This window comes from Methylobacterium soli (assembly GCF_008806385.1).
Lineage (GTDB): Bacteria > Pseudomonadota > Alphaproteobacteria > Rhizobiales > Beijerinckiaceae > Methylobacterium > Methylobacterium soli.
The window spans coordinates 1-18,684 of the sequence record NZ_VZZK01000048.1; the positions used below are offsets into that span (position 1 = coordinate 1).

An 18,684-nucleotide genomic window follows, 5' to 3' on the forward strand; every position below is an offset into this window, starting at 1 on the left:
AAAAAACTGCCAGAGCCCAGCATGAGCTGACTGGCGGAACGACGGGGCCCGATGGAGCTCAAGGAGCCTATGAACCCGCGCGGCCGGCCTCTTCTCGCACGTTCATGCGGAGCGCCTCCAGCGAGGTGCCGACTGCGGCCGCCCATGCTTGGAGATCTCGCAGATCGAAAGGGGAGACGTCATACCCCCCAGCTGTCAGGGCCTCGAAGCAAACTCGGAGGCCGTCTTTGGGTGTTGCCCTACTCAGGTCGCCGCCATAGCGCGCGAACAGCTCAGTTGCAGCACTTTTGAGGCGACGCGACCACGCCTCCGGATCGGTCTTGATCTCTTCTCTTATCGCGTCCGAATTCGTGTAGCCCACCGCCCGCGCAAAAGCGTCGCCCCAGTCCATGCGCGGCTCCCAGGATATGGGCGCCCCGTCACGATGTCTTGGGTAGCCTCCAAGCTCAACCGCGAGAGCCTTGAAGACAGTTCCGAGCATTCCTGGGATCACAACCACGGGTGATGCGGCCGCGCGTCTCTCAAGCTGCTTCAGGCGGGATCCCAACCTAAGCGCGCTCATTTTTGGCTCCATTCTCGCCAGCCTCAAGCTCGGCTACTCGCTGGGCCAAATCGTGGGTCTCGATCGCCAGAATGTGCGTTTTCACGACCTGGCCGATTGCCTCAGCCTCGCTGGGCGTGATCTCGCCCTCCGCAACCGCGTCAAGTAAGGCGCGAGTGGCCTTGGTGAGGTCGTTGGAGCTCTCGATCGGTGGCAGCTCGAAGGTCACGGGGCGATCTCTGCGGACAGGGTAGATCCGATCGAGGCAGAGGCGTAGGGCTGCGCCATCGCCCTGCTTCGCCAGTGTGATCGCGCGACGGCCGATAGCCTCGGCCTCGCCGTCAAAAAGCTTTTCGAGCGCCAGAGCGGCCTTCCCGCGAGATCCCTTCGGGCGTCCGGCTGGATTGGCGCTCTGTCCTGGCGCGAATGGCTTGCCCGGCCCAGGCATTAGAGTCCTCCATCGTGTGGGTGAGCTGGCCCGCAGCGCATCGGCACGCGGGCGTTTGATTGCGGAGTTGCCTTGCCGGCCACGGCTCTGGAAACGAGAAGAGAGCTTGGGAGCGCGCTATGGTCAGGACTGAAACGGTCTGAACATCCCAAGGCCGCGGGAGCGGCCAGTCACCGGATGAGGCGAGGATGATCGCCGGGCCGGTTGATGTGGGTGACGACGCCACCCGAGACCGCGAGGTACTCGACGGTGCCGAAGTAGACCGGGTTGCCCAGGACGTAGCTGACGGTTGATGGATGCCAGCGCTTGCCGCGGGCGGTCAGGATGCCCTCAGCGTTGAGGACATCGGCGATTGCCTGGAGCGTGCGCCCCTTGCCGTTCTCTTCGAATATACGACGGACGATCTCGGCGCGATCCGCGTCGAGCGTGAGACCCTTCTTGCCGTCACGGGCGTAGCCGATCGGGACTCGCCCGCCAGCGAAGCCGCCTTGTCGGGCCTTCTCGATCCGGCCCCCCTTGGTCCGTTCGACGATCGCGTCGCGCTCGCCTTCCGCCATCGCCGCGAGCAGACCGAAGATCATCTTGCCGGCTGGCGACCCGGTGTCGATCCCCTCCGTCACGCTCCGGATTGTGACGCCGTGGACCTTGTCGAGGTCGTTGGAGGTGACCACCGCTAAGGCGATGTTGCGGGCGAGGCGGTCAAAGCGCTTCACCAGGAGCACACTGAAGGCCCGGCGCTCGGCAAGCTGCAGGACCTGCGCGAAGCCGGGACGATCGGAGGGGCGGGTCGTGCCGGAAACGCCGGCGTCGGTGATGACGTCGACCAGGTCGAGGCTGACCGCATCGGCGTACTTCCGGACCGCGTCTTCCTGCGCGTCGAGGCCGAAGCCGCTCTGTGCCTGCTCCTCTGTCGAGACCCGCAGGTACCCGACTGCCTTGGCCCGAACAGCCTCCCTTTGAGCTGTCTGGACTATATTCTGACGCAACAGGCGGCGGACGCGGGCGCTACTTGTAGCCACTCGCAAGTCCTTGTTTGTTATGGGTTATTTCTGGTCGCCTCAGCCTGTTTTCTAAATCTTTTGGGATTTAGAAAATCAGCGTTCCGAGGCCGTTGGAGCCATGTACTGGCGCGGAAACGCGAACGCCCCGCGCTGTGACCAGCCGGGGCGTTCGCAATCCATGACGGTGAGGTTGGGGAGGTGCCGCCAGCGCCAAGGCGCGCGATCCGCCCTCGAGGAGGGGCTCCTGAAGGAGCGGGATCGATCGTGGACGGTAATGCGAGGCGTTGCGCTTTGAGCGTCTTGTGTCGAGCGGCCCGTTCGGGCGGCTGGACGAGCCATCGCTTATGCAAAAGGCCCCGCGCGGTTGTCCGCCGAGGCCCTTTGGTACGGCTCTGGTTATCCGCAAGCGACACTTGGAAGTCAAGGCATCTTCACGCGCCGCCACATCAACCAGTTCACGCGTGAAGGAGTTCACGGCTTCACGAGTTCAGGACCGTATGTGTGATCGGGATCAAGGAGTCATTTGTTGGTATGGGACACTATGCGTCACCAGACGTACTCCGGAGGCGCTCTTGAATCGCACGCTCAAGATCGTCGAGAGGCACACCACACGCATCCTCAAGCTTCTGAAATTTATCAAAGTCACGAATATGGCCGGGAAATTGAATAGAAAACTCATGCTCAGATACAGTTTCCCACATAATATTTTCATAGCACTTAAATTTATCTTTTACATCATAAGGGACCAATATGCCTTTCTTTTTGAGATAAATCGCAAAATCTCTTATCGCTGCTTTGGCATCAACACACAATTTCCATAGAAGCACTTTGTCGTGCTCGGCCTCCCGCTCACTGCTCTTGATAATTCTCGCAATATCGATCTTTCCAAAACCCTCACTCTCAAGAAGTTCCTCCAGCTCATCATCGGTATAAGATGAAAAGTTACGGCCAGGCCGAAAAGACATTACGGCAGCTCGCGATTTGCTTGAGGCATCAACAAGCTTGTCCCAAAGCTGAGCCAATACCTCATGCTCCTGCTGCCGGATTTTTGTCGTATGCTCCCTATCAGAGCCTATTCTCGACTTTATTTCTTCAAGCTCTTTTTGCTGATCATGTTTGTATTCATTAGATTTAATCTCTTGTTCGTACTTGTAGGAAGTAATTTTTCTTTCAAATCTGGAGTCTATCCATTTTGAACCATAATATCTGATAATAAAAAATGCGGAAATTGCGAAGGCAAGCGCGATAACACCCCAGCTTCCCCACGTAGCGAAAGCAGCCTTAAGTGTTTGATAAATCCAGTTATTTTCCATAGCCCTGATTGTTCTGCTATTTCAGCAGCACCCGTTATGGCACGCCTCAGGCGAGAAATGTATGCTACTTTTATGCCTCCCAAGACCGAGGCGTGTCATCATCGTCTGCTTCCCTTGCGTGGTCGGCAGGATCATCAAGGTGTGCCCAGGGGCTGCGATAAACCGACCAATCGCCGCGCGCCTTCCTCTCTGCGAGTTCAGAGAAGCCGTTGCCGATACGAGCTTGCAGTTGTGGGGCCGGTTGATATGACCAGCACCCATTGCGTAGCCAATTGATTGGCGTTGTCGTGTAGCGCTCTTCCTGGCCAATCCGAGTTGCAGCGTACCGACGCACCCCATCCATAAGCTCGCTTGGGGATGCTCGGCCTTCACGCACGATCTGCGCATAAGCTCTGCGCGCGCCATCCTCGCCCGTTCGCCGAGGGTACTGGACCCACCACTCCGAGAAGCCCTCGGGCTCGCTGTCGGCTTCTGCTGATCGCCCTCTGTCCCTGTGATCATGGGACGAGGGGTTTTGGGGTGAATCCTTCCTCTGTTCTTTTTCTCTGTTCTCTTCTCTATTCGCCCGAATGGCTGTTCGGGGTTGAGGCGAACCGCCGTTCGGGGTTGAGGCGTCCCGCCGTTCGGGGTTCATCTGCTTGAACCCCGAATTTCCGTTCGGGGTTAAGAGAGTTTCGGATTCGTCATCCGGAGACTTGGAAGGATGCGCGGAGGCGCGCTCGACGCGCAGTTGATAGCGGTTTCGGTGTCGCCCTCTTGTGCTGCTTCGAGAGATCCAGCCGGCCTTGTCGAGGAATGCGATAGCCTTCTCGACAGCACGGCTCGTGCAGCAGGCACCAGCCGCGAGACCATCAACTGATGGGTCGCACCGGCCGGTGCCGATGTTGTGGTGGAGAGCTAGACGGACAGCTACGACCTTGCACTGAGCAGTCATCTCCGGATCGGCCAGTACGGCTGCAATCCAGCGTTCGCGATCTCGCAATTCAATCATCCGGCGACCTGCCCAGGTTGGAGGCAGCAGTCGGCGGTCAGGCGTGAACAGAGCACGCGCACCTCCGTGTGGTGCAAATCCGTGAGGGGGAACGGCGCGGCGGGCCTGGCACGGCCCAGGCGTTCGGCGGCCAAACCTAGCCGCGCCGATGGGGAGAGTAGCAGAGGTCGAGGTCTACACCCCTACAAATCTCCGCAACCTATTCAGTTCTTGAGGGTTTTCTGTGTCTTATTGTGTTGAGGAGTTGGGCGGGTCAGCGGCGATGCTTTCCGCATCGAGGGCGCGCTCCAGAAGCTGCCTGATGGCCTCGGCTTCAGTGTTGATCCGTTTTGCGAACCGATAGGCGCGGATGCGCTCCTTCAACTCAGGCGGCATGCTCAGAATGGTTCTCTGCGCAGCCATCGTCTTTTCCTTCGCCACCTGACCTCACTCTCTGGCTCTATCACGATGCATCAGTGATATCAAATTAATCGTTGACATCCTCCTAAGAGAGAATACCATCAGTGATATCACTGATGGTATTCTCTCCCATGTCTACTCGCCGCTCAATTTCCTGGTCCGCCGCTCTCCGGGACATGCGAAGCGACCGCACCGTGGTTGCCTCGCCTGCTACGCTGGCGGAGCGCATTGCCCGTCAGCAGGCCCGCGAGGAGAACGTTCGGGCCTACCGCGCCGCTCAGGCTGCCCTGGCCGTTGCCGCAGCCCAGCCCCTCGCCACCGCTGGCCGCTACGATCGCCGCGCTATCATGCGTCTTGCCAACGCCATCGTCCGCGAGCGGATGACGGCTCGTCTCGGGCAATCCTACCGCGCTCTGATCGGTAAGGCGCTCAAGCAGGCCTGGGCCGCTGCCCGCGAGACCCGCCGCGCTGCTGCGCACTGAAGCAGCCGCAGACACGGGCCCCTCCCACCCGCGGCCGCCCTGAGATCGGCGTCCAAACGGGACCCGCCCCGCCCTACTCCCCATCTTCCTTAAGCCCCGGAGACACCGGCTATGGCATCTATCACTCACGTCCGGTTTCAGGCGGGTCGTAGCTCGCCACCATCAGATCTAGCTAGGGCCTGCGATTGGGCTATTCGACGTCGCGCCTGGCTCAGCGATGCAGCGACCCACGAGGGCTGGGACGAGGCCAAATTCGACATCGAGTGCGATCGCACTGGCGCTGTCGTTGAGCGTGCCATCAGGGAGCCCGCGCGAGCGCCTGCGGATCTCGCAGCGAAAGCTCGGCTGCTTCTCAACGATCTCGAGCGATCCTGTGTTGATGGTGGCGACCTTGGCCAGGATGAGCGCCTGCTCCTGACCGTCCTTCGGGAGGTCGCAGCGCTTGCTCCTTCCATCGACCAGTGCGCGAGCAGATGAGGCCGGCTCCTAGCGGTCGTTGGATGGGCGCCGAAAGCCAGGAGGCAGCCCGTCGCGCCACCGCCCGCAACAGACGCCGTCATCGCGGTAGATGATGAGACGCCACCGGTGCGCCTTCATCACGCGGTTCATCTCGATCTCGCAACTGATCGTGCATTCGATAGCCGTCGTTCTAAGATCCGTCGTGCACTTCCTTCTCTGAGGGCACGCGCAAAGCTATAGAAGCATCTGCTGACGCAAAGCTGCATCGGTGGCGTGGAACGCTTCCTCGGCGCCATCACCGCAACGTGCTCGCAGTCAGAGCTTTTCTATGCGGCGTGTGTCGTTATAGGGCGGTCCGATGGTAGATTTTTCGCATGCACCAGTCGAAAATACTCCGAGGTCCTTCCAGCCTGCGGGCACGCCCCAAGAAGCACACACCTGTAGCGGATATCCACTGGGTAGCGGCGGCAGGTAGACCGCCCACCACTCATTTTGCTCATAAGGCTCGTCGCCTTGCCGCCGACAAGATGAATTGTGATGGCGGCTTGTAGGAGCCCAGCCGTTAGGAAGCCCAGATCTAACGCAAAATGATCCATATTTAACATCTACTCCACTAGGTGGAGTTATAGTAGTGCATCCTAGCGCATTTCTTTCGCCTGCTGACATAGTCGGATCGGTTGTTGTAATATCTACATCACTATCGAACCAAGCTCGTTTTCCTGAAATTTGACCACAGACGGTTCTACTGACGTGAATTCCGCCGTCGATTTCCTGCACTTCGGTATAAGCATCAGGAGGGTTTAATGAATTGTTGGTGACCTGATATTTGCATAATTTGGATCCTGTGCGGACTACAAAGTCAGTCTCGCCGCGGCAGCATTGAAGAAATTTATCAGTAATACAGCTCCACCCTTTCCACAACAGCCGATAGGACTTTGCTACGGGCACAGGTGGTGGTGGTGGCTCGCGAACGACTGGTATAGCAGGCTGAGGAAACCCAGGCCCGCGCCATCGGTCTAAGTCGGATGTTGGTGAATTGCATTTCTGTAGTGTAAGGCGACTTCCCGCCGCCCCGACGTTGACCGGGCGCATGCACAAGCGTCGTTGCCAGTTTACAAGAATTGGATCCTTGTCGCTCACCGCCAGTGGGCAAATCGTGTTTGGAGGACAATCAGTAACGGCCCAGGCTTGCCGCCAAGATTGCCGGCAAACGCGAAGACCGATTTTCGCTCCCTCAGTTGCCGCGTCGAATGCATGCAAACAAAGATTGTTAAAACGGATTCGGCCAAGATTACCTACGTAGAGAAACTTCTGACGGTGGGACTCGCTACATGTTTCAAGCGTTACGAACCTGCGGTCAAGGTCTGGTTTGTCAGGTACAGTAATACATAGGTCGCCTTTGCCCGAAAGGCTTCGGAAAACTCCGGTATCCGCATCAGACCTGGCAGTCGTCATGCAAGTTAGCGATGCTGCGATGATGCATAGATTCCATGACGACTTCATGGTCGATAGCCTTCCGACTCGTGACTAAAGTCTAAAAGCAATTTTGAATATTATCGAAAATTTAGAAGTTTTTCAAGGGCGCGCGAGCCGTCGCCACCTCCGGTCCCAGCGGCGGGATGCGCGCCGGCCGCGTCTTATCCCGAAGAAGCCCTTCGACGCCCTCCTGCGCGAAGCGTTCCTGCCAGCGCCAGACCGCGGTCTTGGACACGCCCGCCTCACGCATGATCGCGTGCGTCCCGAGTCCATCGGCGCTCACCAACACAGACAGCGCCTTGGCCTCGCTCGCTTAGGAGCGTGAACTCTCCCCCGCGTGAAGGCGTGAAGGCGTGAAAGGGTGAATGAACGCGTGCAAAGTGTGCAGAGTATGTACTGCTCCACATGGGGTGTTGCTCCGCCCGGCGACACTGGGTGGAACCAACGATCCAGCCACCGACCTGATGGTCCAGGACACTCATAAGGTCGGTGGCGCCCTCGCCAGAAACACCTCAGCATAATTCGCGAAGCGGCCTGCAACGTGCACTCTGGCGACGCACCAGGGCAGCAATCATCGGCCGCATGCGAAGACGCTCCCCAGAGTGCGCGGTCGGTGGCCCCTTTCCTGCGAACCGCTATGATTGTGCGAGCGCCTTGCTCCTCGTGAGCCGGCGCTGGCTGGCGGGGTGTTCGGGAGGGCAAACCGGGGCGCCTCGCCGGTCTCTGCTGGCGTACGTCTGAAGGGGTAGTGACTCATTTCCGGCACGTCGGTTGCATTGTCAGATCCAGCCGCCCTCACTTTGCGGGGCAAGCCGCCGGCGGATTATTGCTCCACCCCAATCTGCCGGCGGCGTCCCATGGGCCCGGTCATCCCACCATTGAGGTTGATGGCGTTCAGATTTCTGCGGTCTGTATGATCGCCGACTCTGGTGGCGGCAACTTCTCAAGCCTGTCGCCGAGCTGCTTCAATGCCCGAGCAATCCGCTCAGGCATCAGCTCGTTGTCCGCTGGAGGATAGGCTTGAGCCAGCGCCCTTGTCAGACCCAGCAATATCGGCCGCAGGGGCAATCTAGGAGGTGAATGCGCTTGCTGGACCATGGCGCGAACACCCGTTGGTGACCCCTATGCCCTTAGGCTTCACAGGCTCGACGCGGGAACGCTTGGAAGAGATAATATCCTATCTGTCGCATGGCCTCGGCCGCAGCCTCGGGCTGAAATCCTAGCGGGACCGTCACTGGATCTGCGATTGTCAAGGCGAAGTCCCAAGTCTCGCCCTGAATGAATTCAGGTACGGGCCTGCGCTGAGGGACAGCGCAACATAAATTCGGCTCGCGCTTGCGGCGAAATACGTTGTAGGTGTCCCAATCGTCCATCACTTGCCCCCAAGCGAAGTCGTTACGGACTTGTTAACCACAATTTTCTAGTCTGTACAGCGAAACTCACACAGGGTTGGTTGTTGGCTCATCAGGCTCTTCCATCTGGAGGCTTGGATGCGTGGGAGCAGGTTCTGGAAGGCTGGAGGGGAGCTTGGCTCGCCGGCCTTCCAGAACCCCTAATCATATCGTTGTGAGCACTCACAGGTCGTGATCATGGCTCACGCCTTCTCGATTTTTTCGACCAGCCGATCGAAGCCCTCGCGGTAGGACATGCGCTCTCGCTCGCACCACTCGATGAAGGCGTTGGCGGAGCGAACGCTGACACGGGCCGTGAACGAGTACGTCGGCTCCTCAGTGGGCTTGCGGCGCTTCCGGATGGTCTGCGGGTTGCGCTCCACGAAGCCATGCGCCTCAGCAATGGCACGAGCGGCCGGGGCTGGCTGAGGCTCAGAGGCCTGCGCAGGACGGAAGTCGGACAGCCCGGTGAGGCCGGCGGGAACAGGACGGTTCATGCGGGCCTCCTTCAGGCTGCCTGACGGGTAGCGCGCAGGTTCTCAACCACCTCCCCTACCAAGGCGTCAGCGTTCTCAACAGCCTTGTCGAGGCCGTTCACGGCGGCCGGGTCCATCTCCTCCAGCGAGAGCCGATAGGTGAACATGGAGCGGTACGCAGCCCGCTCGGCGAGGTCAGTGCCGAACAGTGGAACGCCAGACCCAATGAGTGTTTCGCGGATCACGCGTTCGTCACGGGTCGCGAAGCCGGGCTTGGTGCGGGTGAACAGCACCCGGTATGGGCGAGGTCCAACGGCGGCCGCCTGATCGTCAATGAAGCTGATGGCACGCCGAGCCTGCGAGGCGTCCATAGCGGAACCCTGCGTTGGGATGATCACGAGGTCGGCCGCGAGGATCGCCGAGGCGACCATCAGCGAGGCGGTGCCCTCCAGATCCGCTATCACGAACTGCTGTCGAGCAGCCTCGGCCTTCAGCATGCGGGCGATGTTCGAGGAGTCGGCGTGCCCGATCACCTCAACTTTGCTCTGGCTTGGGCCATCCTTCCACGCCACCAGATGCCGGTTCGGATCGCAGTCAAAGGCCGTGACGCTGGCGCCGTGACGAGCGAGCGTGGTCGCCAGTACAAGGGACGTGGTGCTTTTGCCCGTGCCCCCCTTGGGATTGGAAATGACGATAACCGGCATGGCGTGTCCTAGAGCGGCACTACCGGCCGCGACTTCCTGCACCTCACCACCAATCCGTTAACCGTACCTTAAGCACCTCCACCGAACGTGCCGTCCATTGAAGGCAAATGACTTCATTGGCTTCACGAGAAGTGACGTGACTCACAGACACGGGACGCCGCTCAGCGGCAAAGCGGTGACGTAATGCCGACCAACCTGACGTCGGTCATTCCGACATCGGCACCACAGGCTGCGACGGGAAGGGCAGGGCTATGACGACAGAGGCATCCGCGATCCGCCGGCAGATTGCCCAACTAGAACGCGAGGTTGAGCAGGCGGAGGTTGACCAGCTCCAGCCAGGACGCATCGAAGTCCTAGAGGCTCTGCTTGAGTTCCATGGCCGTCGCCTTGACGAGGTTGAGAACGAAGCACTTTAGGACGCCTTCAGCGATGAGGTGACGACCTATTCGGCCGTTTCCGACTGGCCAGGGTTCAGCCGCTTGCGCATTTCCCTGCCGGATTTGAAGTGAGGGTTCTTCTTCTCGGCCACGGCGACGCTCTTGCCCGTCCGCGGGTTGCGCCCCTGCCGTGCCCGTGTCGTCGTCACTGAGAAGGCCCCGAACCCTCGGATTTCCATGCGATCACCGGCCGCGAGCGCTTCCGAGATGCGGTCTAAAATCGTCTTCACGACGGCCTCGCACTCCCTCTCGTAGAGGTGTGGGTTCATCTCAGCGATGCGGAGGACGAGGTCGGACTTGATCATGGCGTGGAACAAGCCCGAACGCGCTGGGGCTTTCAAGCACGCTACTCGCAGAGCTGCCGCCACTCGTATGTCCCGGTGAGCGGGTTCAGCATCCGCACCGGCCTGCAGACTGATGCACCAGGTGGCGGGGACATCGCAGGCGGAGGGGTCGAAGAAGGGACGGGCGGACAGGCACGCGACGGGCAAGTGCGCGCAGCCCCTCGGCTTTCGTCGCAGAGCGCCTGGACCGCGCCGTCAATGCACTCGCACGTGCACATCGCGACAGCTGAGGTAGGCGCCAAGCCGAGGATCGCCCCGAGCCAGCCCCACCGCATCCTAGGATCCTCCCGGCGTTGACTTGACTGCACCTGCCACGCGACATGGCATGTCCGGCAGGCTCGCTCTTGCGAGTCGTGAGCCGGAGAAGGAGACCGCCGCGACGAAGACGTAAGCCCAAAACGCCAACGGCCCCACCCCTGGCAGGGTGAGGCCGTCGAAATCGATGGGTCTCGGGGACCGTTTCCACTCCCCAGACATCATAGCTCCGCTCAGGAGTCAATCGGGGCCGTTTCCCGAGACGATGGCGTTTTGCCTTTTGCCGGGTGCGCACGCTGTGCGCGCTCCTGCTTTGACGCGGCCCGAGCAGGGCTGTGAACGATGTTCGCTGACGAGATCCGGCGCGCCGTCGAGGCGGCGCCGAGGGTGAAGCTGCCCGACGTGGCAGCGCTGCTTTGGCGCGCCTTCGGGGCTGGGCAGGTGACAGAGGCCGAGGCCGAGGCGCTGTCCAACCTCATCGAGGCGCGCAAGATCGCGCCAGTGCCCACAGGAGCCCCCAGGAAGCCCGTGGGCTCTCGGCCGCGCACAGATGCCTCCATGGAGCGCCGACGCCGCTGGGCGGCCTCTGGGCGGCTCCCACCACAGCTTGCGGCCCGGTTCACGCTGGCCGAGGCGGCCGTGCTCGCCGTGGTGGCGTCCGAGACGGTGCGCCGAGGCGACTGCCGCCTCTGCGTCGACCACATCGCGGCGATCGCGGGCGTCGGCCGCTCCACGGTGAAGAACGCTATCCGGCAGGCGCGGACGCTCGGCCTCGTGACGGTCGAGGAGCGGGCCCAGACCGCCTGGCGCAACCTCTCGAACGTGGTGCGGATCGTCTCGAAGGAATGGCAGGCCTGGAACCGCCTGGTGCGCCGGCCTTCCCTTCAGAGGGGAGGGGTCAAAACCGTGACCAGCACGAATACTCAAGGTCTAGAACTCTGGGGACAGAGAGCAGCAGAACCGGAGAAAACAAGCTGCCGGAGGGCAGCGGGCGGCCTCAACGGTAAGGCACAGCGAGAATCGGCACGGGTGGCGGAGGGGGACGGAGCCGTGCGGTAGGTGCATATCGACGTTCGGTAGGTAGGACGACGAAGGGAAGCTGTCCGCGCGCGAGCAAGCTCGGAAAGTTCGCATAACAGGGTGTATGAGGCTGCCCAGCCTGCGGGTTGATGTGAAAGCGTGGGAGCGTGAACATCTTCAAGCTTGAAAGCGTGGCACTACCCGTTTTCGCGTCCCTTAGAAAAGAGCTTCGATTGCGAGCGTGGCCTTACTACGCAACCCTCTTGGGCGCCCGGCCGGGTTGCTAATCTGGCCCGGCGGAAATGGCCTTCTGGTTATGTTGACTCGCGGTGAAGGGAGCGCGAACTCGTCCGGGGCGATAGCGAGGACGGTCGGAGCCTCAGCAGCTCAGGCCACTCGCTAGGAACCTCGAGCAAGGGGCCGCGCTGTTTGTCGGCGAGAAGCTGAGGGGGAGTACCTGCGGGGTATGTCCGCGGGCGTTTCAGGCACTGCCCTACCGTTGGACAGCGCAAGAGCCACGATCGGTGCTCGCAGGCCGCCGCGGCAGCCCGCGTTCACCCGTGAGATCGTGGAACAGTGGAGGCGTGGGGCGTGAACTCCTTCACGCGTTCAGGCGTGAAGGAGTTCACCCTTCCACGCAGTACGAATTGCTTGCTCGACCGTGTCCAAAGCGACCCAGGCGATGCCCTACAGGTGAGCGGCAGCAATTATGATCGAGAGTTCAGGCAGCCGCCGCGGCGGCGTCGTTTACTTGTGAGAGCGTGAAAGGGTGGAAGTGTGAAGGGTTTCACGCGTGAAGGCGTGCTACGCTGCCGCCGCGGGTTGCGCTTCCGCTAGCTCCGGACGACGCTAGCCTCGACGTGGTCGAGCACCCCGTCGCCGAGGGCGAGATGCACCAAGCCGAGCAGGTGGGGCTAACTGAGTGCCTGATGCGCGAAGCGGGCAGGACATCGCCGCGGCCACGCGCCCTCCGAGCGATCGAGGATACACTCGCAGCTCTGGGCTACCGCTGCGGGTTCTACCCCCGCAGGATGCGTGAGCTCGGGCACCCCGCACAGCGGGACAGTCAGCCCTTAAACGCCCAGATCGGCACGCCGGTGCCGCAGCCGGGCACGTGCCTGTAGTAGGTCATCTGTGTGAACGCGATCCGATCGGCGGCGACGGCCGACACCTTCACGCCGCTGAGGACGAGGGCGCCGCAGAAGTCAGCCCGGATCACGCCAGCCTGCGGGTGCACCCCGAACAGCTCAGGCGCCGTCCACTCGTGCTCGGCTAGCTCGGCGCCGAAACGGTCGAGCGCGTCGAGTGCGGCTTCATGCACGGCGACCCATTTGCTGCCGGACAGGCCAGGGCAGGGTGACACCGTGGTCTTCATCGACGTGAGCGCGTCGCGCCAAGTCTGAAGGAGCGAGGGCGCCGGCCGGGGTGCAAGCGAAGCGGACATGACCCAGGACATGCCCGAGGGCGGTTAACAGCCGTTTACTGTCCGGGTCGAGCTTGCCCTAGGTCGCCCGCGCGACAAGAGCTGGGGTCACCTTCAAGGCGCCTCGGCCTACCTTTCTACGGCTCCGCGCTTTGGCTCAGTAACGCTCGTAGCGCTCATAACGGCGCCCAGACCCTCTGTCGTCGTATCCGCCGCCGTCATAGAAGCGCCGCGGCCCGACATCGCGTGAGGAGCCGCAGTAGTTCAGGCCTTCATCGTAGCAAACGCTCGGCGGTCCCGGGATGTAGCGGCCACCGCGGCGACAGGAGTACCCGCACATGGCGATGGGGGTCATTGCGGAGGCGACCCCAAGGCTCCGGGTTGTCGTCGGAACGCCAGGAGCTGCGTCGGCCCTGCTACCAATCCCGACGAGTAGGATGGTGGCGACGTACAATGCTGTCCTCATCGAAGCCTCTCTGAGTTCTCCTGATCTTGTCGATCAACCATTGGCCGCAGGCGCGGTGAATGGTTCCGGAACAGCCTCGGCATGTGCTGGTTCCGGGAGCTCGGAGAGGGGCGCCAGCAACGACCCGCTCACCGTTTTCGCTGATCCTCAGAGTTACCCGCTGCGCGTAGCCTCTCTGGCTTGGCGGGCATGGTCCCACCGGCCGGCTTTGACGCGGCCGGCGGGGTCACCGACCGCGACGCGTTGCATGGGGAGACGCACGCGGCCGGTGGCTGCCGCCTTGGTCGCGCCCAAGGTGCTCGGCGATGCTGCGCCCCTGCGCCCGGCGTGGGCAATCCGTGAGGACCGCGGGGACGGGCCCGGTTGGACGAAGCATTACGCCGTCTCCGATCCCGCCCTGCGCCACTGCCGTTTGCCGGGCAGCCTTTCGGCGAGGCCGAGGTCTGCAAGGCGCTCGCAGGTCGCTGACGCGTAGTCAGGGCGAGTACGGGTCGGCAGGTTGGCGCGGATGCATCCCGCTACTTCCGCATACCGGTCGACCGAGCGGTGGAAATCGGCGCGCAGATTAGCATCTGAGGTATCGGACAAGCCTTGGACCCGATGCCATGCAAGACCTCATCGCCGCCTTGATCTCCTTCTTCCTCATCGAGCCTCTGCAGGCGGAGATTGCCGAGAAGCTCAAGGGCGCCCGCGCTCCGCAGGCCATCCTCAATGACGTTGCAACGTGCGCTCAGGCAGCAAGACCAGTGATTGTGGACCGCGCCACGAGTGACCCTTGGTGGGCGGTCTCAAGCATCGCGCAAGTCTGGATCGGCACGACAAGGCCGGAGGTCATCCTGGCTGACGTGGCGCCTGTTTGCCGGCCCGCTCTTGAAGCGGCACGGCCGTTCTGGTCGGGTAAAGAGGCCTGAGCAGCGGCGCTGTGCCGGCGCTTGCAGCGACTGGGGCTGTTGAAAGTCGTTGCTAGATCGGCAGCCCAGACGCGTGCTTTGCGGCCTCACGCGCCTTGCTGTCGGCCGCCGCCGCGGCCTGATCGGCTGCTTCCCGTGCTTCATCAAGCTTGCTGACCTGCGCTCGGCTGGCGCAGCGCTCACGAAGCCCGGTCAGTTCCTCCTCGGTCAGCGTCTCGATGCCGATGTAGCGGTCGTGCGCGGCGCTGGCGCGGATCAGTTCGTCGAGCTTGGCCTGGATGGCCGCCCCATCCCGGTTCTGCGTGTTCTGGATCAGGAACACCATCAGGAAGGTCACGATCGTGGTGCCGGTGTTGATGATCAGCTGCCATGTGTCCGAGTAGCCGAAGAAGGGTCCGCTCACTGCCCAGGCTAGAATGACCACGAAGCAGATTGCGAAGGCGCTCGGCCTCCCGGCCGCTTGGGCCACCGTTGATGCGAAGGCCGTGAACGCCTTGGAACCGGTCATGCGAAACCCCTCGTCTTAGACCCAACCGTTCTTGCGGAAGCGCCAGTACAGGAGGGCGCAGACGGCGAAGATGCCCGTGAGAACGGCGTAGTAGCCGTAGCGCCACTTCAGCTCGGGCATGACCTCGAAGTTCATGCCATAGATGCCTGCTATGGCGGTGGGAACAGCCAGAATGGCGGCCCAGGCGGCGAGCCGGCGCGTGATCACGGTCTGCTGGGCTTGGCCCAGCATCAGGCTCGCCTCGAAGGCGAAGGCCAGCACCTCGCGCAGCGCGTCGATCTCATCCTGGACGCGACGCAGGTGGTCGGAGACGTCTCGGAACAGGGGCTGCATCTCCTGGTCAATGGCCACCATGTCGCCATGCTCCAGCTTGCGGCAGACCTCCACCAAAGGCACCACGGCGGTCCGCAGACGAAGCAGGTCGCGCCGAAGCAGGTACAGACGCTCGATCTCGGACGGCAGCAGCTCGCGCTTGAGGATCCGATCCTCGATGGCCTCGACCTCGGCCATGATGGTTTCCATCACTGGCGCGTAGTTGTCGACGATGAAGTCGAGCACCGCGTAGAGGATGTAGTCCTCGCCATGCCCGAGGAGCTTGGGGCAGGACTCGGCCTTCTCGCGCATGGGCGCGTAGGAGGCGGAGGCGCCGTGGCGCACGGTGACGACGAAGCCACGCCCGATGAAGAGATGCGTCTCGCCCAGGGCGAGCCGCCCCTTCAGGAGCTGAGCGGTGCGAGCAACCACGAACAGGCAGTCACCGTAGCTTTCGAGTTTGGGCCGCTGATGGGCTGATTGCGCGTCCTCGATGGCGAGCGGGTGGAGGCTGAACTGCGCCTGGAGCTGCTGCAGCAGTTCCAGGGATGGCTCGAAGAGGCCGATCCAGACGAAATGCCCGGGCTGTCGCGCCCACGCGCCCGCTTCCTCGATCCGCACCTCGGAGACACGATGCCCGTTCGCATAAGCTGCAGACATGACGACACCGGGCGTCTGCAGGGCGGCGGGAGCGGTGGACTGAACGGACATGAGGGGATGCGTATCTCTGCAGTGGTTTGGCCATCTGCCGCAGAGCACTGCGCGGAAGCAACCGCAGAGGTCATCCAGGCTGCGGACGACCTGCAGCCGGGCAAGGGTTGCCGACAGGAGATCCGAACAATCCTGCCGTGGCACCAGGAGGCGCTGAGATCAGGATCAGTGTTGCTCGTCCTCCACGCCGAGACCGGCAATGCATCGGCGCCCTATCGTTTCCTGAAAGGCGACTGGCCGACGGGTTTACACACGACACCGAGCGTGGCTGGTCGGAAAGACATCATCCGCCGCGGACGCGAAACTGTATGGCCGAACGGACTTTCGTACTGCGTACACGTCTTCTCGCGAGCCTGAGCGGAGTACTCGGGCTGCTGTCGCCCGAGATGGCCGCCGCAGCGGACCCCGCCAGCCGCACGCGGGCCACGACCGTTCCCGCGTTTGTGGATTGGTCGGGTGGTTACGTCGGCCTCCAGGCGAGCGCCGGCGCCTCATATGGCGCGTTCGACTTCGGGCGCACCACCATCGGGACCCGCACGGTTCCGGCATTCCGGACGGGTGACACCACCGGCAGCCGAGATCAAGGGCAGGACGCAACCACCGCTGTCGGCGGCTTGTTCGGCGGCTGGATATGGCAGACAGGGCAGTGGGTGTACGGCATTGAGGCCGACCTCTCCGGGGCCAACCTGAAGCGGCCGTTGTCGCTCGCGACGCCCGGCTTCGGCTATGAGGCGGTCAACCCTGACCTCAGCCTGATCCGAGCAAAGACCGACCTCTACGGCAGCCTGCGTGCGCGGCTCGGCTACAGCTTCGAGCGCTACCTCGTCTACGCCAGCTTCGGCTTGGCCGGCGCGAACTCCCGTTTTCTCGCGACCTATCTGGACCTTGCCGGCGGCGGTGTCTCCACGGCCCGTGCCGAGCAGAGCTATCTCGGCTTCACGCTCGGCGCCGGCGTGCAGTTCGCCTTCCATCCGAACTTCGCGCTCGGCATCGACTACCGCTACGTCGATCTCGGCGAGAGCCGTCGCTTCAACCTCGGCACCGTGCCGGGCCTGACCGGCGGGCCGGTCTCGACGCGGACCTCGGCCACCAGCAACCAGATGTTCGCGCGGCTGATGTGGTTCCCGGAAGGATTGCGCCTGCCACCCGAACCCGACGAGATCGCGCCTCACGACCCGTACAACGGCGACACCGGCCGCTTCTCGCTGCATGGGCAGACGACCCTGATCGCGCAGGGCGTGCCGGGCTTCCGCTCGCCCTACCGGGGCGAGCAGAGCCTCGTGCCGGGTCAGACGCAGCAGACTACGACCGCAACCGCCTTCCTGGGCTTCAAGCTGCTGGAGGGCACGGAGCTGTACTATAACCCCGAGTTCAGCCAGGGCTTCGGCCTATCGGGTACGACCGGGGTCGCCGGCTTCGTCAACGGCGAGGCACAGAAGGCCGGCGCCGCCTTCCCGCGCCTGCGCTCGAACCGCTACTTCGTGCGCCAGACCTTCGGCCTCGGTGGTGAGATCGAGGACGTGCCGGACGGACCCAACCAGGTGGCGACGCGGCGTGACATCGAGCGGATCACGGTCATCGCCGGCAAGTTCGCGCTGGGCGACTTCTTCGACGGCAACAAGTACGCGCACGACCCGCGCGTGGATTTCTTCAATTGGTCGCTCTGGGCTTCCTCGGCCTGGGACTTTCCAGCCAACCTTCCCGGCTTCACGCAAGGCGTGGTGGCCGAGTACAACCGCAAGGAGTTCGCGATCCGGGCCGCCTACACGCAGGTGCCGAAGCAGCCCTCCAGCGATGTGCTCGACCCGCGCGTGTTCGACCGAGCCGGGTTCAACATTGAGTTTGAGGGGCGTTACAGAATGCCGGAACTCGACCGGCCCGGCGTGCTGCGCCTCGGCTTCTTCTCCAACGTCGGCAACGTCGCAGACTTCCGTGAGGTGGCCGCTCTCACTCAGGCGGGCGTGTTCGAGGACGCGGTCACGGCGACTGCGCTGACGCGCCGGCCGCGCCGAAAAACCGGCTTCTACGCGAACCTGGAGCAGGAGCTGACGGACGATCTGGGCATGTTCGCCCGGGCCAGCTTTAACGACGGCCGTAACGAGAGCTTGTCTTTTACCGACATCGACCGCTCGTTCTCGGGCGGTTTCTCGCTGAAAGGAACGGCCTGGGGACGGCCGAACGACACCGTTGGGGTCGGTGCCGCGGTCAACGGGATCACGCGGGCCCACCAGGCCTTCTTCGACGTCGGAGGGCTCGGCCTCCTGATCGGGGACGGGCGGCTGACCCGCTATGCCCCCGAGAGCGCGTTCGAGGCATTCTATGCCGTGAGCCTGACGAAGGCGATGACCGTGACGTTCGACTACCAGCACGTCGAGAACCCGGCCTACAACCAGGATCGTGGCCCGGCTGACTTCTTCGCCGCCCGCCTGCACGTGGATTTCTGAGAGGCTACGTCACCGCACTCCGTAGCACCCAACCGGCCAGCAGCTTCGTGGATTGGGCGTTCTGGAGCCGCCCGGCTCGCGTAAGCGGATTTAGGGAAACCGCCACAGGCCGCATCGATGGCGGGAGTACCGACCGCAACACCATGCCCTTGGGAGAAACACGGGCGCGGCC

16 protein-coding genes and 1 pseudogene are annotated in these 18,684 nt (G+C 62.5%); 4 read left to right on the forward strand and 13 right to left on the reverse strand.

Annotated elements, in window-relative coordinates; genetic code table 11:
* Positions 1–67 precede the first annotated feature (67 nt).
* The 5 genes from F6X53_RS27970 to F6X53_RS27990 form a co-directional block, all read right to left on the reverse strand.
* Positions 68–391: a hypothetical protein gene (locus F6X53_RS27970; protein ID WP_151004560.1), complete on the reverse strand. Its 324-nt coding sequence runs from the start codon at positions 389–391 to the stop codon at positions 68–70.
* A gap of 157 nt (positions 392–548) precedes the next feature.
* A complete protein-coding gene (locus F6X53_RS27975; RefSeq protein WP_151004562.1) occupies positions 549–989 on the reverse strand; it encodes a DUF5681 domain-containing protein in 441 nt (146 codons plus the stop codon).
* A 170-nt stretch (positions 990–1,159) separates the two neighbouring features.
* Positions 1,160–2,008 (reverse strand): recombinase family protein, encoded by an 849-nt coding sequence (locus F6X53_RS27980; RefSeq protein ID WP_151004564.1) that lies wholly within the window; start codon positions 2,006–2,008, stop codon positions 1,160–1,162.
* A gap of 521 nt (positions 2,009–2,529) precedes the next feature.
* Positions 2,530–3,303, reverse strand: coding sequence for a hypothetical protein (locus F6X53_RS27985; RefSeq protein ID WP_151004565.1), 774 nt, complete (start codon positions 3,301–3,303; stop codon positions 2,530–2,532).
* A 1,219-nt stretch (positions 3,304–4,522) separates the two neighbouring features.
* Positions 4,523–4,714 carry a hypothetical protein gene (locus tag F6X53_RS27990; protein ID WP_151004567.1) on the reverse strand — a complete coding sequence of 64 codons (192 nt, stop codon included), beginning with the start codon at positions 4,712–4,714 and terminating at the stop codon, positions 4,523–4,525.
* Positions 4,715–4,869: 155 nt separating this feature from the next.
* On the opposite strand from F6X53_RS27990, the gene F6X53_RS27995 reads away from it, so the two are divergent.
* Entirely contained in the window at positions 4,870–5,175 is a 306-nt protein-coding gene (locus F6X53_RS27995; protein WP_151004569.1) for a hypothetical protein, read from the forward strand.
* Positions 5,176–5,949: 774 nt separating this feature from the next.
* Here the strand turns inward: F6X53_RS27995 and F6X53_RS34095 are convergent.
* The 5 genes and pseudogenes from F6X53_RS34095 to F6X53_RS28025 form a co-directional block, all read right to left on the reverse strand.
* On the reverse strand, positions 5,950–7,137 hold the full coding sequence (locus F6X53_RS34095; RefSeq protein ID WP_151004571.1) for a ricin-type beta-trefoil lectin domain protein: 1,188 nt from the start codon (positions 7,135–7,137) through the stop codon (positions 5,950–5,952).
* A gap of 112 nt (positions 7,138–7,249) precedes the next feature.
* Positions 7,250–7,411: pseudogene (locus F6X53_RS28005) on the reverse strand (helix-turn-helix domain-containing protein); the annotation flags it as partial.
* Between the two features lie 1,293 nt (positions 7,412–8,704).
* A complete protein-coding gene (locus F6X53_RS28015) occupies positions 8,705–8,998 on the reverse strand; it encodes a hypothetical protein (RefSeq protein ID WP_151004575.1) in 294 nt (97 codons plus the stop codon).
* 11 nt (positions 8,999–9,009) lie between these two features.
* Positions 9,010–9,681 (reverse strand): ParA family protein, encoded by a 672-nt coding sequence (locus F6X53_RS28020; RefSeq protein ID WP_151004577.1) that lies wholly within the window; start codon positions 9,679–9,681, stop codon positions 9,010–9,012.
* Positions 9,682–10,123: 442 nt separating this feature from the next.
* Positions 10,124–10,423, reverse strand: coding sequence for an integration host factor subunit beta (locus F6X53_RS28025; protein WP_151004580.1), 300 nt, complete (start codon positions 10,421–10,423; stop codon positions 10,124–10,126).
* A 636-nt stretch (positions 10,424–11,059) separates the two neighbouring features.
* On the opposite strand from F6X53_RS28025, the gene F6X53_RS28030 reads away from it, so the two are divergent.
* The gene (locus F6X53_RS28030) at positions 11,060–11,776 is read left to right on the forward strand and encodes a hypothetical protein (RefSeq protein ID WP_151004582.1); all 717 of its coding nucleotides are present in this window, start codon (positions 11,060–11,062) and stop codon (positions 11,774–11,776) included.
* 1,027 nt (positions 11,777–12,803) lie between these two features.
* Here the strand turns inward: F6X53_RS28030 and F6X53_RS28035 are convergent.
* Entirely contained in the window at positions 12,804–13,112 is a 309-nt protein-coding gene (locus F6X53_RS28035; RefSeq protein WP_151004584.1) for a hypothetical protein, read from the reverse strand.
* Between the two features lie 1,119 nt (positions 13,113–14,231).
* On the opposite strand from F6X53_RS28035, the gene F6X53_RS28040 reads away from it, so the two are divergent.
* A complete protein-coding gene (locus tag F6X53_RS28040; protein ID WP_151004586.1) occupies positions 14,232–14,537 on the forward strand; it encodes a hypothetical protein in 306 nt (101 codons plus the stop codon).
* A gap of 52 nt (positions 14,538–14,589) precedes the next feature.
* On the opposite strand, the gene F6X53_RS28045 is transcribed toward F6X53_RS28040, so the two are convergent.
* Positions 14,590–15,045 carry a low affinity iron permease family protein gene (locus tag F6X53_RS28045; protein ID WP_151004588.1) on the reverse strand — a complete coding sequence of 152 codons (456 nt, stop codon included), beginning with the start codon at positions 15,043–15,045 and terminating at the stop codon, positions 14,590–14,592.
* A gap of 15 nt (positions 15,046–15,060) precedes the next feature.
* On the reverse strand, positions 15,061–16,068 hold the full coding sequence (locus F6X53_RS28050; protein WP_151004590.1) for a magnesium and cobalt transport protein CorA: 1,008 nt from the start codon (positions 16,066–16,068) through the stop codon (positions 15,061–15,063).
* Positions 16,069–16,376: 308 nt separating this feature from the next.
* On the opposite strand from F6X53_RS28050, the gene F6X53_RS28055 reads away from it, so the two are divergent.
* Positions 16,377–18,512: a carbohydrate porin gene (locus F6X53_RS28055; protein ID WP_425324706.1), complete on the forward strand. Its 2,136-nt coding sequence runs from the start codon at positions 16,377–16,379 to the stop codon at positions 18,510–18,512.
* The last annotated feature ends 172 nt before the right edge of the window (positions 18,513–18,684 follow it).

Bases quoted from the DNA above. Each gene is read 5' to 3' on its own strand.
- F6X53_RS27970 (WP_151004560.1), bottom strand. From the start codon at position 391: ATGGACTGGGGCGACGCTTTTGCGCGGGCGGTGGGCTACACGAATTCG.
- F6X53_RS27975 (WP_151004562.1), bottom strand. From the start codon at position 989: ATGCCTGGGCCGGGCAAGCCATTCGCGCCAGGACAGAGCGCCAATCCA.
- F6X53_RS27985 (WP_151004565.1), bottom strand. From the start codon at position 3,303: ATGGAAAATAACTGGATTTATCAAACACTTAAGGCTGCTTTCGCTACG.
- F6X53_RS27995 (WP_151004569.1), top strand. From the start codon at position 4,870: ATGCGAAGCGACCGCACCGTGGTTGCCTCGCCTGCTACGCTGGCGGAG.
- F6X53_RS34095 (WP_151004571.1), bottom strand. From the start codon at position 7,137: ATGAAGTCGTCATGGAATCTATGCATCATCGCAGCATCGCTAACTTGC.
- F6X53_RS28015 (WP_151004575.1), bottom strand. From the start codon at position 8,998: ATGAACCGTCCTGTTCCCGCCGGCCTCACCGGGCTGTCCGACTTCCGT.
- F6X53_RS28020 (WP_151004577.1), bottom strand. From the start codon at position 9,681: ATGCCGGTTATCGTCATTTCCAATCCCAAGGGGGGCACGGGCAAAAGC.
- F6X53_RS28025 (WP_151004580.1), bottom strand. From the start codon at position 10,423: ATGATCAAGTCCGACCTCGTCCTCCGCATCGCTGAGATGAACCCACAC.
- F6X53_RS28030 (WP_151004582.1), top strand. From the start codon at position 11,060: ATGTTCGCTGACGAGATCCGGCGCGCCGTCGAGGCGGCGCCGAGGGTG.
- F6X53_RS28035 (WP_151004584.1), bottom strand. From the start codon at position 13,112: ATGAAGACCACGGTGTCACCCTGCCCTGGCCTGTCCGGCAGCAAATGG.
- F6X53_RS28040 (WP_151004586.1), top strand. From the start codon at position 14,232: ATGCAAGACCTCATCGCCGCCTTGATCTCCTTCTTCCTCATCGAGCCT.
- F6X53_RS28045 (WP_151004588.1), bottom strand. From the start codon at position 15,045: ATGACCGGTTCCAAGGCGTTCACGGCCTTCGCATCAACGGTGGCCCAA.
- F6X53_RS28050 (WP_151004590.1), bottom strand. From the start codon at position 16,068: ATGTCCGTTCAGTCCACCGCTCCCGCCGCCCTGCAGACGCCCGGTGTC.
- F6X53_RS28055 (WP_425324706.1), top strand. From the start codon at position 16,377: ATGGCCGAACGGACTTTCGTACTGCGTACACGTCTTCTCGCGAGCCTG.